13 protein-coding genes and 1 tRNA gene are annotated in these 15378 nt (G+C 40.8%); 12 read left to right on the top strand and 2 right to left on the bottom strand.

Translation table 11 applies throughout. The features are described 5' to 3' along the window. The first annotated feature begins 43 nt into the window (after positions 1–43). The 12 genes from NFI80_RS20325 to NFI80_RS20270 all read left to right on the top strand — a co-directional run bounded on the left by NFI80_RS20325 (position 44) and on the right by NFI80_RS20270 (position 10583). Positions 44–1180: an efflux RND transporter periplasmic adaptor subunit gene (locus tag NFI80_RS20325; RefSeq protein ID WP_235166038.1), complete on the top strand. Its 1137-nt coding sequence runs from the start codon at positions 44–46 to the stop codon at positions 1178–1180. 32 nt (positions 1181–1212) lie between these two features. Then, the gene (locus NFI80_RS20320) at positions 1213–4644 is read left to right on the top strand and encodes an efflux RND transporter permease subunit (RefSeq protein WP_235166037.1); all 3432 of its coding nucleotides are present in this window, start codon (positions 1213–1215) and stop codon (positions 4642–4644) included. Between the two features lie 185 nt (positions 4645–4829). Continuing rightward, on the top strand, positions 4830–5075 hold the full coding sequence (locus NFI80_RS20315) for a GIY-YIG nuclease family protein (RefSeq protein ID WP_235166035.1): 246 nt from the start codon (positions 4830–4832) through the stop codon (positions 5073–5075). A gap of 3 nt (positions 5076–5078) precedes the next feature. Beyond that, a tRNA-Pro gene (locus tag NFI80_RS20310) sits at positions 5079–5152 on the top strand. Positions 5153–7238: 2086 nt separating this feature from the next. Further along, entirely contained in the window at positions 7239–7478 is a 240-nt protein-coding gene (locus NFI80_RS20305) for a hypothetical protein (RefSeq protein ID WP_235166033.1), read from the top strand. A gap of 273 nt (positions 7479–7751) precedes the next feature. Further along, positions 7752–7940 carry a hypothetical protein gene (locus NFI80_RS20300; protein ID WP_235166032.1) on the top strand — a complete coding sequence of 63 codons (189 nt, stop codon included), beginning with the start codon at positions 7752–7754 and terminating at the stop codon, positions 7938–7940. A 15-nt stretch (positions 7941–7955) separates the two neighbouring features. Further along, complete coding sequence (locus NFI80_RS20295; protein WP_235166031.1) at positions 7956–8456, top strand: hypothetical protein; 501 nt, start codon at positions 7956–7958, stop codon at positions 8454–8456. 297 nt (positions 8457–8753) lie between these two features. After that, positions 8754–8906: a hypothetical protein gene (locus NFI80_RS20290; RefSeq protein WP_235166030.1), complete on the top strand. Its 153-nt coding sequence runs from the start codon at positions 8754–8756 to the stop codon at positions 8904–8906. A 102-nt stretch (positions 8907–9008) separates the two neighbouring features. Further along, complete coding sequence (locus tag NFI80_RS20285; RefSeq protein ID WP_235166029.1) at positions 9009–9572, top strand: hypothetical protein; 564 nt, start codon at positions 9009–9011, stop codon at positions 9570–9572. After that, positions 9565–9795 carry a hypothetical protein gene (locus NFI80_RS20280; RefSeq protein WP_235166028.1) on the top strand — a complete coding sequence of 77 codons (231 nt, stop codon included), beginning with the start codon at positions 9565–9567 and terminating at the stop codon, positions 9793–9795. The genes NFI80_RS20285 and NFI80_RS20280 overlap by 8 nt, the downstream gene beginning before the upstream one ends. A gap of 3 nt (positions 9796–9798) precedes the next feature. After that, entirely contained in the window at positions 9799–10224 is a 426-nt protein-coding gene (locus NFI80_RS20275) for a protein-export chaperone SecB (protein WP_235166027.1), read from the top strand. Positions 10225–10328: 104 nt separating this feature from the next. Then, complete coding sequence (locus tag NFI80_RS20270) at positions 10329–10583, top strand: hypothetical protein (RefSeq protein ID WP_235166026.1); 255 nt, start codon at positions 10329–10331, stop codon at positions 10581–10583. A gap of 228 nt (positions 10584–10811) precedes the next feature. Here NFI80_RS20270 and NFI80_RS20265 read toward each other — a convergent pair whose 3' ends face one another. Together NFI80_RS20265 and NFI80_RS20260 are read right to left on the bottom strand one after the other, a co-directional pair. Further along, the gene (locus NFI80_RS20265; RefSeq protein WP_235166024.1) at positions 10812–11081 is read right to left on the bottom strand and encodes a hypothetical protein; all 270 of its coding nucleotides are present in this window, start codon (positions 11079–11081) and stop codon (positions 10812–10814) included. A 429-nt stretch (positions 11082–11510) separates the two neighbouring features. Further along, a complete protein-coding gene (locus tag NFI80_RS20260) occupies positions 11511–15311 on the bottom strand; it encodes an nSTAND3 domain-containing NTPase (RefSeq protein WP_235166023.1) in 3801 nt (1266 codons plus the stop codon). Positions 15312–15378 lie beyond the last annotated feature (67 nt).

The raw sequence follows: 15378 nt of genomic DNA, 5'->3' as shown, positions 1-15378 counted from the left end.
CATTAACACGAAACAAAACTTGAAACTGCTATTTACCTACATCATGAAACGACATATTTTAATTATTACAGCCATGACCGTCCTGCTTTCAGCATGCGGCGGAGGAGAAAAGAAAGAAGGCGTGGCAGGGAAAAAAGAAGAATTGGCCAAGCTGAAAGCGGAGCGTTCGGAAACTGAGAAAAAGATCAAGGCTCTGGAAATCGAGATCACAAAAATGGACCCGAACAAGGCAGCCGAGGCAAAGGTGAAACCCGTTAGCATTGATACATTGAATGCTGAAACATTCCGTCATTATGTAGAATTGCAGGGAACGGTTGATGCCAAAAATAATGTGCTGGTAACTCCGAAATCCGGTGGCGTGGTGGTTGCTATGAATGTTAAAGAAGGCGATTACGTGAAAGCCGGAGGCATTATTGGTAAAATCGACAACAGCATTCTGACGGAATCTATCGAGGAGTTGAAAACGCAAATGTCGCTTGCCAACACAATCTATGAAAAGCAGAAAAACCTTTGGGACCAGAAGATCGGAACGGAGATTCAATATCTGCAAGCCAAAAACAACAAAGAGGCTCTGGAAAGAAAGATGAGCACTTTGAATGCACAATTATCGCAGACCAACATTGTGTCGCCAATGGCCGGTGTTGTAGATATGGTCAATGTGAAAGTGGGAGAAATGGCTTCTCCGGGCGTAGGTGTGGTTAGGATTGTGAATCTGAGCAATCTGAAAGTAATCGCAAAAGTATCTGACACTTACGCTGCCAGCGTGAAAAAAGGCGATGAAGTGATCGTGAAATTTCCGGATTTGAAAAAGGAATATAAAGCCAGGATCACTTTCGTAAGCACGGCTGTGGACCCATTGTCGCGCACATTCACGATTGAAGCCAATCTGCCAACGAGCAAGGACATTAAGCCGAACATGATGGCGCAGGTGCAGATCAATGATGCGATCAGCAAGAATGCATTGGCGATTGATCAGAATTATGTTCAGAGCACGGAAAAAGGAAATGTTGTATATGTGGCTGTAACCGAAGGCAATAAGAAAGTAGCCAAGGCAAAAGAGGTGAAAACGGGATTGAGCTACAACGGAAAAGTTGAAATTCTTTCGGGCCTCACCGCGGGCGACCAGCTGATCACATTGGGTTACCAGGAAGTCTCCGACGGTCAGCCGATAAGCTATTAAGGGCTATTTATCTCATTCAACATTAGCTATTTATGAAATTCGAAGAATATAAGACCTTAGGCTTTACCAACTGGTGCGTAGAGAATCGGACGACGATTTACATCTTTACGTTCATCATTACGCTTGCCGGGTTTATGGTCTATAATAACCTGCCCAAAGAGCAGTTTCCGGATATCAAGATCCCGCAGATCTATATCAACACGATTTACTTCGGAACGGCGCCAGCGGATATTGAGAACACGATCAACAAACCCATCGAAAAGCAGCTGAAATCGCTGAATGGTGTTAAAAAGATCAAGTCGAATGCATTGCAGGATGTTTCTGTAATCCTGGTAGAATTTACGCCGGATGTGGCCGTGGAGGTCGCATTGCAGCGAGTCAGGGATGCGATTGACAAGGCTAAAACCGACTTGCCGCAAAACCTGGATTCGGGCCCCACGGCGCAGGATGTGAACTTCTCGGAGTTCCCGATCATGAACGTGAACATTGCGGGTAACTTCTCGCTGAAACAGTTGAAGCAATACGCAGAAGATTTGCAGGACGGAATTGAAGCATTGCCGGAAATTACGCGTGTGGATATTTTGGGTGCATTGAACCGTGAAATTCAGATCAATGTAAACCTGGACCGCATGAAATCATCCGGTCTGACATTCTTCGACGTGCAAAGTGCCATTCAGAGTGAAAATATCAACGTTTCGGGTGGTGAACTGAATGTTCAGGGTGTGCGCAGGACGCTTCGTGTAAAAGGGGAATATACCAATGTGGCGGATATGGCGAACATTCGCATCCGCACCGCAACCGGCGCAACCGTTCGACTGGGCGACGTAGCTGAGGTTTCCGACAACTTTGAAGAACAGCAGGATTTTGCACGTTTGGCCAACAAAACGGTAATTACGTTGAACGTTATCAAACGCTCCGGTGAAAACCTCGTGGACGCTGCCGACAAAATTGAAAATGTAATTGCCGACTTTAAAGAAAACCGCTTCCCTCCGGGATTGGATGTAAAAATCACAGCCGATCAATCCATTCAGACGCGCGCTGATCTGCATGACCTTATCAACACGGTTGTGCTTGGATTTATCTTCGTGGTAATGGTGCTTATGTTTTTCATGGGTGTACGTGACGCGATTTTCGTGGGACTTTCCGTACCGCTTTCTGCATTGGTTGCCTTTGTAATGATGCCGATCATCGGGCCGCTGGTAGGAACCGAATTTACATTGAATACAATCGTTCTTTTCGCCTTCCTGCTAGGGATCGGGCTTGTGGTGGATGATGCGATCGTGGTTATTGAAAACACGCACCGCTTGTTCAACAACCATAAAGACTGGACAATCCAGCAGGCAGTAAAAGCGGCGGCGGGTGAAGTGTTTATTCCCGTACTTTCCGGAACATTAACGACCATTGCGCCATTCTTCCCGCTGCTTTTCTGGACCGGCATAGTCGGGGAATTCATGAAATTCATGCCGCTGACGCTCATTATTACGCTCGGAGCGTCGCTGTTTGTGGCTTATGTAATGAACCCGGTTTTCGCCGTTTCGTTCATGGGCCGCCATGATGATGAGAAGGAAGCGCATGACACCAGCTTCAAGGGAATCCGTCGGCCATTGATTATCCTGGCAGTGGCAGCCATCATCGGTTATCTGATCGATCGCGGTGTGGGTAACTTCTTCGTATTTATCCTGATCCTTTGGATTTTCAATCATTATATTCTGACACCAAGAATCCTTGTTCCATTCCAGGACCGCTTATTACCAGCTTTGAAAAACAACTATCGTAAGCTGATCGACTGGCTGTTGCGCGGATGGAGACCGGTTGTCGCGATTGCAGTTGTATTCGGACTTTTGATCTTCACATTTGTCCTGACCGGCATTGTGCAGCCCAAAGTACTTTTCTTCCCAAGCGGTGACCCGGATTATGTGTATGTGTACAATAAAATGCCAATAGGCACTGATGCGCGTGTGACGGATTCTGTGACCAAGATCATTGAAAAGAAGGTTTTTGATGTTTTGGAAAAAGAAAAAGCCATGGATATGGTGAACTCGGTAATTGCCAACGTGGGTAAAAACGCCGGTGACCCTTACAACCCAGACCGCGCCGCAACCCCGCACAAATCGAAAGTTACCGTAGCATTCGTTTATGGAACGGAACGCGGCGGACGTTCATCAGAAGCCATTTTACGCAAGATACGTGAAGCAGTGAAAGGCATCCCGGGAGCAGAAATCTCGGTAGAACGCGAAGCTGTCGGACCACCGACGGGTAAGCCGATTTCGATTGAAATTTCGGGTGATGATTTTGAAGTGCTTCAAAAGCTTGAAAAAAGTGTTTTGCAAAAAGTACAGCAATCGGGCATTGAAGGGATTGACCAGCTGCGTTCGGATTTGGTAACGAACAAGCCAGAGATCGTCATCGACATCGACCGTGAAAAAGCTCAGCGCGAAGGCATTAGTTCGCAGCAAATCGCCCTAGCCGTCCGCACCGCACTTTTCGGTCTGGAAGTTTCCAAATTCCGCGACGATAAGGACGAATATCCGATCATGGTAAGGCTTGAAAAAGACGATCGCGAGCAAATTGAGAAGCTTTTGAGCCTGAACGTGGTTTACCGCGACATGAATATGGGCGGTGCATTGCGCCAGGTTCCAATCACGTCGGTGGCTAACATTCATTATTCCACAACATTCAGCCAGATCAACCGCCAGGACCAAAGCCGGATCGTAACATTAGGCTCGGACGTTTTGCCGGGTTACAATGCCAACGAAATCGTGGGACAAATTCAGGCATTGATTGAGGATATGGAAGTTCCGAATGGTTATATTATCAAAATGGGTGGTGAACAGGAAGAGCAAAACGAATCCATGGCGTTCCTCGGAACCGCATTTGGTGCCGCGATCCTGCTGATTTACCTGATCCTCGCCACGCAGTTCAACTCGGTTGTGAAGCCATTCATTATCTTCTTCACTATCCTGTTATCACTGATCGGTGTATTGCTCGGCTTTATCATCTTCAAAAAGGATTTCTCTGTGATCATGTCCGGTGTGGGGATCATTGCACTGGCTGGGATTGTGGTGAAAAACGGGATCCTGCTGATCGAGTTTATAGAAGAGCTCCGCGGGCGGGGTTACCCGATGCGCGAAGCCATCATTGAAGGCGGAGCAATCAGGTTAACGCCTGTATTGCTGACAGCATCGGCAGCCGTACTCGGTCTTGTTCCGCTTGCATTGGGTATAACAGTCGATTTCGTAGGACTTTTCAGAAACCTCGAACCGCACCTCATTGTCGGCGGCCCGAGCTCCATTTTCTGGAACATTCTCGCCTGGACCATCATCTTCGGACTAACATTCTCGACGATACTTACATTGATCATGGTTCCGTGCATGTATTATGTAAACGAGCGTGTGCGGGATAAGTGGTTCAGAAAAGGGAAGCAAGAGGTCGTGAACCCAAATTGGCAGAACGAAACCATTTAGCAAATAAAAGATTTACTGCCTGTTTCAATTTTTTTCAAATTGGAATAGGCAGTATTCCAAAAATTCCTAGATTTGCAACCCCAAAGAGTTCGGGATCTGAGTCAGCTCAGTCTCATTTCGGGATGTAGCGCAGCCCGGTAGCGCATCCCGCTTGCAGCGGGAGGGGCGCAAACACACTATTGGAAATGAGCTTTGTTGTATATGTTTTGTTTAGCGATTCGCTAGGTAAGTTTTATGTAGGACAGACTCAGGATCTGGATAGTAGGCTGAGAAGGCATAATGAGGGGCGTGTCAATTTTACCGCCAAAGGAATTCCTTGGAAATTAGTACATACTTTTGAATGCGCGGACCGCTCTACTGCAGTACAATTAGAAAGTAAGATTAAGAAAAGAGGAATCAAAAGACATTTGCAAGACCTTGGTCTGCAATAATCTCGGGATGTAGCGCAGCCCGGTAGCGCACTAGCATGGGGTGCTAGGGGTCGCAAGTTCGAATCTTGTCATCCCGACATTGATTATCAGCAACTTACAAGTCAAATTGTAAGTTGCATTTTTTTTAGGTCGAACATAGGTCGAACATTTTTTACCACTAACATTGAGTTTTTGTTGGTTTTGATTGAGCTCGCGGTTATATTTTTTCTAATTATTTAGCTCTTTGGCCGCGATATAAGTCCGCACATTCCTGTTAACAGGAAGATCATTGTTAACTACAAACGACAAAATCAATGCAAACACTTTGCTAACAAAGCTCCTCCTTCATAGTCGACGGGCTAACAATAATTTCGCCATCAACCTTTGTTAGCAGGCATTTCTGAAAATCAGCGTGTGTAGATTCCGGAAAAATATTATAATAATTGGAGCAGAAGAAGGTGCTTATCTCGCAGAGGCTGAGTCGCACACTGTTTTAACATAACGCCAGTTATACAACAAGCTGTATTACACTGAAATAGCTTTGACATTAATTTGCAATGGATTGCAACAATTTATGAGAAGTGTCGAATAAGTCAAAAAACTGGTTTGATCAATTATTCCGTGACGTCGTGTCGGCATTTCGGTAAAACGAAGATGTAAAAACCCAACAGCATGTGCGGTTAAAATTATCACCCGCGATGCTATGGACTGTGGTCAATGTGAGATATGAAACTGGGCAGGTCTTGTGATACCCTAATGATTCAGATTAAAGTGTTGAAGCAGCTAAATCGTATATTAGTAAACGGATTTCAATGGCAGAGAGTGAACATCACTCGGAGAACAGATAAATACCGGACTTATGCATGAGTCGTAACTAGTATGAAATTAGGGCAGCAGACGAATAATTTGACTTGAGAGCGTACCTATATAACTAATCTAGATGTTGTAGTGGTAATAATTAAGCTTTTACTAAAAAGTGGGTGGGATCGTCAAAATACCGTCTAGATAAAAGTGTTTGTTTTCAGAGTTGTTGAGTGATATATTCGGAAACATGCACAGGAAACTGCGAGATGTCCGAAAGAGGACTGATGTACATTTAGAACATCTAAAGGATAAAATGCTTAATGAATGGCTCATATCCCGCTACCCAATCAGAGCGACGTAAATTTGGATCTTTTCTAGGAGCATCCTGCTTCGTAGTAATATCAGCGATCATCCCTATCCAGAACATCATGACATTGATAATTACAGAAATCTTTTATGCAACAGTAATAAGAATTCCCGCACGATGTATATTACGATAATATTCTAATAAAGCAGTTAGTAATCTTTAAACATTAAAATAATTATGAATCATTTTCGTCATTCAACTACGATGGGAAGTAATGAACCCACACCCACGCCAAGGCCCACGCCCACGCCGACTCCTAGACCAAATCCCGCACCGACGCCTACACCAACGCCTAGACCGACTCCAACACCGACAAGCAAGCCATAATAACAAGCCCCGAAAGGGGCTTTCTCTATTTTCCGGCAGTAGCCCCAAATTGCGCTGCTTTTGTTGCGTCTGATTGTAGTTTTCTGCCTGTTTTGTTGACTTGAACCCTTCTTTCGACCACGGTTTTTCTTTGTTGTTATTACACGCACCACGATGGTTGTTTTCTGCCACCACCCCCACCATTGGCAGTAGCTGCGACGAAATACTTGACTTCCTCGGTGCCTGCAGAGGCTTTGATCTTGTCCACTCCAGGCAGGTTTTCAATCGTCAATGTCTTCGTCGTCGTTATAATCGACCTCCATCTAGCCTTAAAAAATTGCCCTGACATCCTTTTGCATGTGTGGAGCCAAATTCGCTTTATTAATAGCAGCATCGGCAACTATATGAGTTGGGACAAACTTGACAGAACGCTTGATTTTCAGTAGCTTGCCTAAAAATTAAATTATTATGAGAGAGATACTTCATTGGACTGGGAGGATTTTATTTTTTCCTTTCCGCTTACTTGGCAAGACCGGAGGACGAAGGATTATTTATAAATAGTTAGGTGTAGAATCATGAAGAACAAGATCGTAAGCTGGATCGTTTTTATTCTTTGCTTTCCTTTCTACATTCCTATGAGATGGAGGAAGTGAGAGAAAGGATTTTTGGAAGAATATTCAGATAGGCTAATCTCTAAAACACATTTTATGACAAAGCAAGAATCAGATCAACTAATTGCAGAAGCAAGAAAGTATATAGGACAATTATACCGAGCCTCGGATGGTAACGGCAATGTTCTAGAGGTAAGTGAATTTGTAGCGACAAATGAAAACGGGTCAAATGGCAACTACGAGCCGGAAGCACTTTTCAGAAGTGACACTGGGGAATTTTGGGCGAGAGACCTAAGAAACACAGTTGCTTTGTATCGTGTTTGGTTTACAAACTAGATTTATGACAAATTTCAGAGAGACTAAGCACCTCTTTTGTGCTCCTACTAATTGTGATGGTCTTGTTAGTGATCCTACTTCAAAAGATGCTATTTTATAAACTTAAACTATGAAGATGGTGTTATAATAGATGAAACTATATAAGAGGCTACTGTAATGTAGAAATTTGTGGAAATACGTTGAACTTTTTAATTACTAGATAGTTATATTTCAACTATTGGCATAGATTTGTACCATCAAATGCAATCACCACATAAGGCTAATCTCAGAATAATGGAAATAAAACAATCTTTTAGAGAAATCTCTCCTGAAAGGCTGGCTATCTTCGGTAAGATTAAAAATAAAGAAGTCGATTTATCAACCGTAGACTTTTTAGATAAAGACCGCGCCGACAAACTTGTAAAGGGCGTGTTAACTAACGTCTTTGACAAAAATTTAGCTCCCTTTCGCACTGACGACTAACTCCCCCCTGTTTTAATGTTAAGAAATATTGAAAAACGCAGACAGGAGTTAAAAGATGCAATAGATTCCTTCAAAGAAAAATTGTTAAGTGACGGTTACGAATTTGAAATCAGCGACAACATTGTTGAAGAGGTCCTAAAAACGTACCAGATGTTGCTGACTGGATTGCATGATGTACATGCAGAAGGGACTAACTTGCATATTTCTAAGGTGGCTTCTGGCTTAGAAATTTCAATAAATTATATGCAGCCTATCAAATGCTCACAAATTGCAATGAATATTGCATTAAATGCTCAGCTAGCATTGACTGTCGCATTTACCTTCGTTTTCTCAAAAATTATTGACAATTTGGATTTCAAGCTAAGCGGTCCGGAAGAAGATTTGCTTAAGGAGCATCACAACTGGCTTTTGCTAACGCTATCTGACTCTCCCTTTGATTATTCTATTATTTGTAATTCTCTTTTTTGGAAGGCCTTTTTACTATCAGTTACCCAAAGGCTTCAATTAGAAGGCTAAATTGTTATTAAACCACTGCTTACTGGTATTTGAAAAAGAGGCTCAACGCCTCTTTTTTTGTGAACTATTTTTTAGGTTGGATTGTAAAAACAATGGTAAGTGCAACGGCACTTGAAGATTTTGGCGTTTTGCAGCATCTTGGGTTTTGATCTGCTACCGGGGGTTATATTAGGAGTAGTTGTGAGTGCGATTGAGGAGCTAAACAAAACTAAAATAACGATTATGAATACAAACGTAATGAACTCAGTAGTTAAGTTAATTGGTATGGCGTCCCTTCCGTGGCGGCTTTGATAAGCTATGGCAAAAGAAAAAGAGCCAAAGAAGCGAGCGGATAAATACGAAACGAAGGTTGCCGTAAAGGGAACCTTCGAAGGTATGATTGCTGCTGCGATCAAGCCCCAAAAAAGCAAATTGAACAAATCCGCTTCCAACAAAACAACCGTTAAGTAACTTTATTCGACAACTTTCCTGATTTTTAAAATGGAACGAGTAGAGCTCAACTCGGTGTTACTCTTTAACCTTTTATATAATTATTGTTCTTAATAAGCGTTAGTGGAGCGTAGAATAATTGATAGCGTGCCTCATATAGTTGGCTACCATACGCAGGAATTTCGACCGATGTCGCAACCCTTGGAAAAGCCAGTAAAATGTATTGCTAAAAATGCATGGCTAGGAATAGGATTTTATTTTTGGACAGAAATAGAATTTGCTCATTACTGGGGGTTAGACTTCAAAATCAGAAATACAGGCTCATATGACGTATACATTGCACATTTAGACACATCTACATGCGTAAATTCCGTCTTTGACGAAGAAGGATACTTTTTCTATAAAGAAAAAATAGAAGAGACCATAAATCATTTCCAAACGAGTGGAATGAACGTATCCCTTGAGCAGGTCAATCGTTTTTTATCAGATAATATTTGGCCTCAGATAGGAGTTGAGGGTATAATTTTTGATGACAAGCCAACCAACCCCGGTAGAAATCCGAACAGGGTGTATTCTTTGATACCTGAACTGTATTATAAAAAGAGGATTCAAATAGTAATGTTTAATACAAAAAGAATTCGTAATTTTGCGATCCATTTAGAAAACGTAGAACAGCCAGATGCTTAATTATAAAGAACTTAGCGAAAAATTTACCAATGAATTGGTTAAATTCGATACTGATAGTCTGTCTGCTTGGGTAGAGTATGATTATCAGAGAGAGGTACTTCGTAAGTTGTCTATGGGAGCCCATGTTTGGGTAAAAAGTGAAACAGTAGTTAGAAGTAAGCCAGAACTTAAAACAAAGAGTAGCGAATTTGAGGTATCTATGATTTATTCTTTCGCTGCTTAATTTATGGCTCCTAAGATAGTATTGAAGCTATTTCAGATAACTAATTTATCTCTGGAATCAAAAACGGTTGAAGAAAATGTTACTGACGATCTGGAAGCAAATCTTCGATATGGAGTAGCATTTCCAACAGACTCGCATCATGATTTTGCAATTAAGTTCAACGTGTTTTTTGGTGCCCCGGATAAGGATATTGAAATCAAGGTAGAAGCGACTGCGCACTTTCAAACTGATTCTATTATTGATGACGAATTCAAGGAGTCTACCTTTATTACAATAAACGCGCCTGCTATTGCCTTCCCATATCTCAGAGCGTTTATTTCAAATCTCACACTCAACTCTGGATATAGGCCTCTTATTCTGCCTTCATTTAACTTTATGGCTCTTGCAGATTTACGCCAAAAAGAGGATATCTCTAACAATGCAGAATAAATATTTACTAATCTCGCTACTAACCGGAGAATAAGTCAATCCTGCCGCTTATTCATTTCTTGTCCCTTCTAGGCGTCGAAACTGCTATAATGCCATAAAAAGCTATGGCACTACACGGTAATCACTTTATCCGGGAGATTGAGAAGTTTAATCCTGACCTCTATATTGCACATCTTGGATGGGTGGCAATGGGTATCACTACGATTAAAATCTATTCAAAATTTAACTCGATGCTATTTTATCTGCACGACGAAGTGCAGGATAGATTATTTGAGTTTTCAGCGGAAGATCCTAAAAAGCTGAAATCTGCGGAAGAATACAAAAAGGTTATACAAGCTTATTTGGAGGCATATCCGTAAAATAGCAAGTTTGTTATTTTTATTGAATTTCAATTCTAAGACACTTAAACGCCTAACAGCGCCCATGACAAGGGAGTGGCGACTATCTCGTATCTACGCTTTTAATAGAGCACTTCTATTGATTGATAATAATCCTTAAATTGTAATATCCAACCCCGGTACTGACCGTATCCTAGGAGTTCAGCGCAAAACCGCAAAGACTATTAGGAGGTTGATCCGCTCTTTGATTTAAAGATGTGTGTCCCGACCATGAGAAGGTCTAAGCGTATTGACGCTAAGGGATTTTTCACCTTCTTCCAAAAGCTCACTTTTAGGGCACTCGCCTTTTGTTGTCCTCTTGTCCCAAGTGGTATATAGTTGCCGCAGCATCAATTGCGTTATCGCGAGCCAACCGTTTGCACGAGCCTTAAAGCTGTAACATTCGCCTTCGACTTTTGACTCAAGCATTTTTTTCAGCGCGCAGGCAATTGCCTTGATCAGCCAGGTGCGGGTCGACATTGCCTATACCAGTGTCTCCTAATCGGTTGTTTTTATCTACGCTGAATTCTTCCGGCAGAAAGCATAACAGTCAGTCAGCTCAGTAACCTTGGTGTCCGTTGCTTTCTTCCCAGTCCAAGGGGCTGGCAAGGGGAGTTTTCTGGCCTCTGACATCCGGCTGATCATCGATTTCCTCTACGCTCATAAAATACTTCCATGCTTCTACTCGTAATATCAAGCAGTTATTTTCAAATTTTACATCCATCTCATCGCCTACCTATCTAATGCGAACTTACAGCTAGCACATGAGTTGGAGCCACTGATTATTATCATTGATAATCATAAACGCGATAGGCAATGTTTACTAGACCAATGATTGATGATGACTGACATCGGTATTCCTTCAACAGCTGAATCCAAAAGGTCTACACATGAGATATGGGAGCAATATCACTCACCTCTTTCAACAAAATCACTTCTCATATGCCGCAACTTATCTCGCTTTGAATATTCAATCTCACGCTCCCATTCTCGGATGTATTCAAAATAGTCAAGTGGATCAGAGAGTCCTTTAACCAACTCAATGAGTGATTTAAGAAATATAATGTGCGCCTCAATCCTCGGTACCCGGCTACCGGAGAACACTCCGTTAATTTCTAACCAGGACACCTCTAAAAATTTGGGTTCCTTATTTAATGTAAGAAACTCTTTCAAATAATGTGGCAACTTGTTTCTGAATTGGTACGCGATTACATTAAAGATCAATCTGATATGTTTTCGTGACTTATGATTTTTGTTTATAAATAGGCTTATAAATCCTTCAACCCGATTAGTTAGCTCTTCGATATTGTTGTCTATTCTGAAAAAAATCCCTGCCTCTCCTTCAAAGTTTAAGCTTAACGGATACTTTTTCATTATCAATTCTATTGCAGAATCTACAATTTGTATATAATCAGGCTCGCTCCAAACGAAGCTTAGATCCAAGTCACTAAGCCAATAGCTATTCTGTAACTCCTTCCGAGATAGCCTATCTAACAGCTTAATTATAAATCGGTTATCAATTGACATTAATGCTCTAACCTCGTTTCCACTATGATCATAGTGTGGATAGTGATCTTGTTGATAGTAAAATATTTCTTGTAAAAGATCTGGCCTATCCGAAAAATATTTAGTACTGAATTCGCAGATCTGACCTTCAAATACTAAGTTCTCTTTCTCTAATTTAATCAATAGATGCTCGACAACATAAGTCACAATATTGGGGTTTGTTGCCAAATTTTTGTCAGAAAGCAATGATGTAGATTTATAAAGTTTGTCGAAACGTTCTAAATTTTCAAAACTATAAAAATATAATTTCTCGGTTGTGCTAGACAGAAAATCTATATAGCTGATTAGTAACAATTCGTTAATGTTGTTTTCATCAATGAAATTGTAGTAAGAAAGTATCATTTGATCCCTGCGAATATACTTTCGGTTATCTATCAATTTAAATATTTGATCATGAGGTAGTAATTTCAATATCAGAGGATATGATATCAATCTACCATATTCAATTTCAAATGAGAATGAATTAGTCAGCATCAAGTGTAATGAACGATAATAAGAAGGTGGCTGTGTTTCTGCTAGCACGTCAAATAGGTAATAGATCCCTGAATTTACCCAGTGGTTATTATCACTGAGTATGTTTGATGACTCACATATCTTATGAAAATTTTGGATTATACTTTCAACTAATTCGAAGCCTGCGCCTTCTGTTCTTTTCTTTATCGTTTCCTTCAATATGTCATATCGTCTCAAAGCAGGTAGATTCGAATCCCTTATTAGTGATTTAAATTCGTTTGCAAATATAAATATCTCAGATTCTTCAAATTTACTGAATCTGTTACCTACAGGTTTGCTATGTCTCGTTAGAACGTTTTTGTAAGTAATCGCTAATGCACAGTGAGAGTATTCGTCGATGGAAAAATTTGTATCAATAAATTCATCAACTAATGACTTTTCCTTATCTGAAATATTCTCATCAAAATGCTTTAGGGTTCGTAGATATTCATTTAGCATGTTAAGTACCTTAGCAGAGTAATGATTAAATAATGAGAATAGGCGTACAAGGATCAGGACACGGAGCTCAATAAGCTTATCTGTTTTAACAGGCTTAAAAGTGTAGATAACAAAATGCCCTCCTGGTCCTCCTTCGTTTTCTCGATATTCACCTTCCAAAAAAGACCGTGCAGCGGACAAGAATATACCATCACTTATCTCCTTTTGACCTCGCCCAGAAACAGGTTTGCTCAAACATTTGAAAAGCGAAAACTGTCTTACATACTCCCTTTTATAATCGTAGCGTTTGAAGGAGGTATGTTCTACGAGAAATTTAAGCGTCTCCGGTATTCTCGAAGGGTGTTTGTGTACTAGCTTGATACCTAAGTCAATCGCTTGCGACGTATATTGTGTATCTGTCCGCCAGAACTTTATCAGAAGGCTAATGTATGCTGGTGCCGACATAAATTCGTTTGCCTCATAGTCGTACTTTATTGCTTCAGATGAAATGGTGTCATCTGGCAAATTATCTATCCAGCGCTTCACAAAATGCAGTGTGTCGATCTCTCGATAAAACCAAAAAATATCAAAGAATTTATGTAGATCACCATTCCGAAACTCCACAACTTGTTGCATTTTTAAAATTTCGCCTTCGAGAGAGGGTTTAAGTTCTTCATATCCAAATGTGTTAATAATGTCGTGGATCGTTCTGTCTACCTTGTATGAAAACCTTTCCAAAAATTCACATGTCCATGTCGAGTACCTAATTGAAGCGGTATGGCTATCGACAAATGTTTTATACATTGCATAAACAGCTAAAACTTGATCACTTACTTTTGCAGTCTCTCGATTAAAAATATCGACCATTTCAGATCTTTCAAGGTCTAGTAGATTTTCCCACAACTCTTTCCAGCTTAGATTAAACTTTGTTTCCAAAATTTGCCTCGTCGACTCATCATTTTTATCGAGTATTCCAAAGAATGACAGAATGCCTAAAGTTTGAAGCTTTGTCGATTGTTCAAATGTTGATATATCTAGTCTGACATTTTTGAAATATTGATCGTAAAGTGAGAAAATGTCACTCAGAATTCCAACGTCCATTTTTTGCAGGATGGACGTAATTGCCATTATTGCAATTCTGGTATTGCCCTTTGAAATCGACAAGATACGATCGATCACCTCTTCACTGATATAAATGCGGTCTGGTATAAGCTTGTCTATTATTTTTCTTAAGTCAGATTCATTTTGAGGGAACAAACTAATGGTTTGATGAGAAAGGTTTATCAAGCTTTTTTCTAGCTGGTAGCTAACATAATCCCGAACCGTGACTAGGATTTTTATTGACCCAATTTGCTTGCGTTTAACGAACTGCACAAGATAATCTAGATTGGGAAGTGCCTTATTTGCATCGTCAAAAATCAATACATATTTGTGTTCAGGTAGAAGAAAGGTTTGAAGATCGTCCCAAATGGGTACTGGACTACTATCTATGACCCTTATTTCGTATTCCTGCTCTTTTTCCAGATGTTCTGCCAAATGAATGGCAAATTTCGACTTGCCTACGCCTTGCCCTCCTTTTAATACGAGTAAGTCACTAGATGTAAGCATGGCAAGCGCCTCTTGAATCTCGGCCTCTCTTGCAACAAATGGATTAGTCAAGGCAGGTTGAATGCCGCGTTCAGAAATTGCTAGAAAATCAGGCAACGTATAAAATGTCCCCTGGGTCGTTTTTACACCAGGAATGTATTTGTCTGCAAGACCCGGATAATACAGTAAGCGGAAAGGAATCTCTTGAATCGAGTATATGACTAGTTCTGAAAGTGAATTATATTTCTTGACTAGATTATTGAGTTCCTGAATTTCATCCGCCTCAATCTTTTGATTGAATGCTAGTATGACTTTTGCAATGTGCTCATTTGCAATGCTAGTTTCGCCAAAATTGAAACAGTGAAGAATGTCGTTTCGTAATTTCTTCTGGAATGTCTCGCCAATAGCGAGCTTCTCTTGTGTAGTCATTTCACAAAAAACAAATAAGCCCTCACTTTCAGCGAAGACGCTGTCAGGAGCTCCTTTACTCGTTTTATTCTTACCTACTACTGATCCCGGAGAAGAGATGAACTTATATCCCTCGAGGAATAAAAGATGATTCATCATCTTTTGAAATGTCGCTTGATCTATGCTCAGCAGATACCGTTCTATGATAGTTGTTAACATTTTTCCACTTTTGCTTATATTTGGTAAAACCTAGATCGAGAGAGTGCTTTTGCATTTCTTCAGGGGT

This window comes from Dyadobacter chenhuakuii, from assembly GCF_023821985.2.
Classification (GTDB): domain Bacteria; phylum Bacteroidota; class Bacteroidia; order Cytophagales; family Spirosomataceae; genus Dyadobacter; species Dyadobacter chenhuakuii.
The sequence above is the reverse complement of the archived record's forward strand: the minus strand, read 5'-3'. Positions and strand labels throughout refer to the sequence as shown.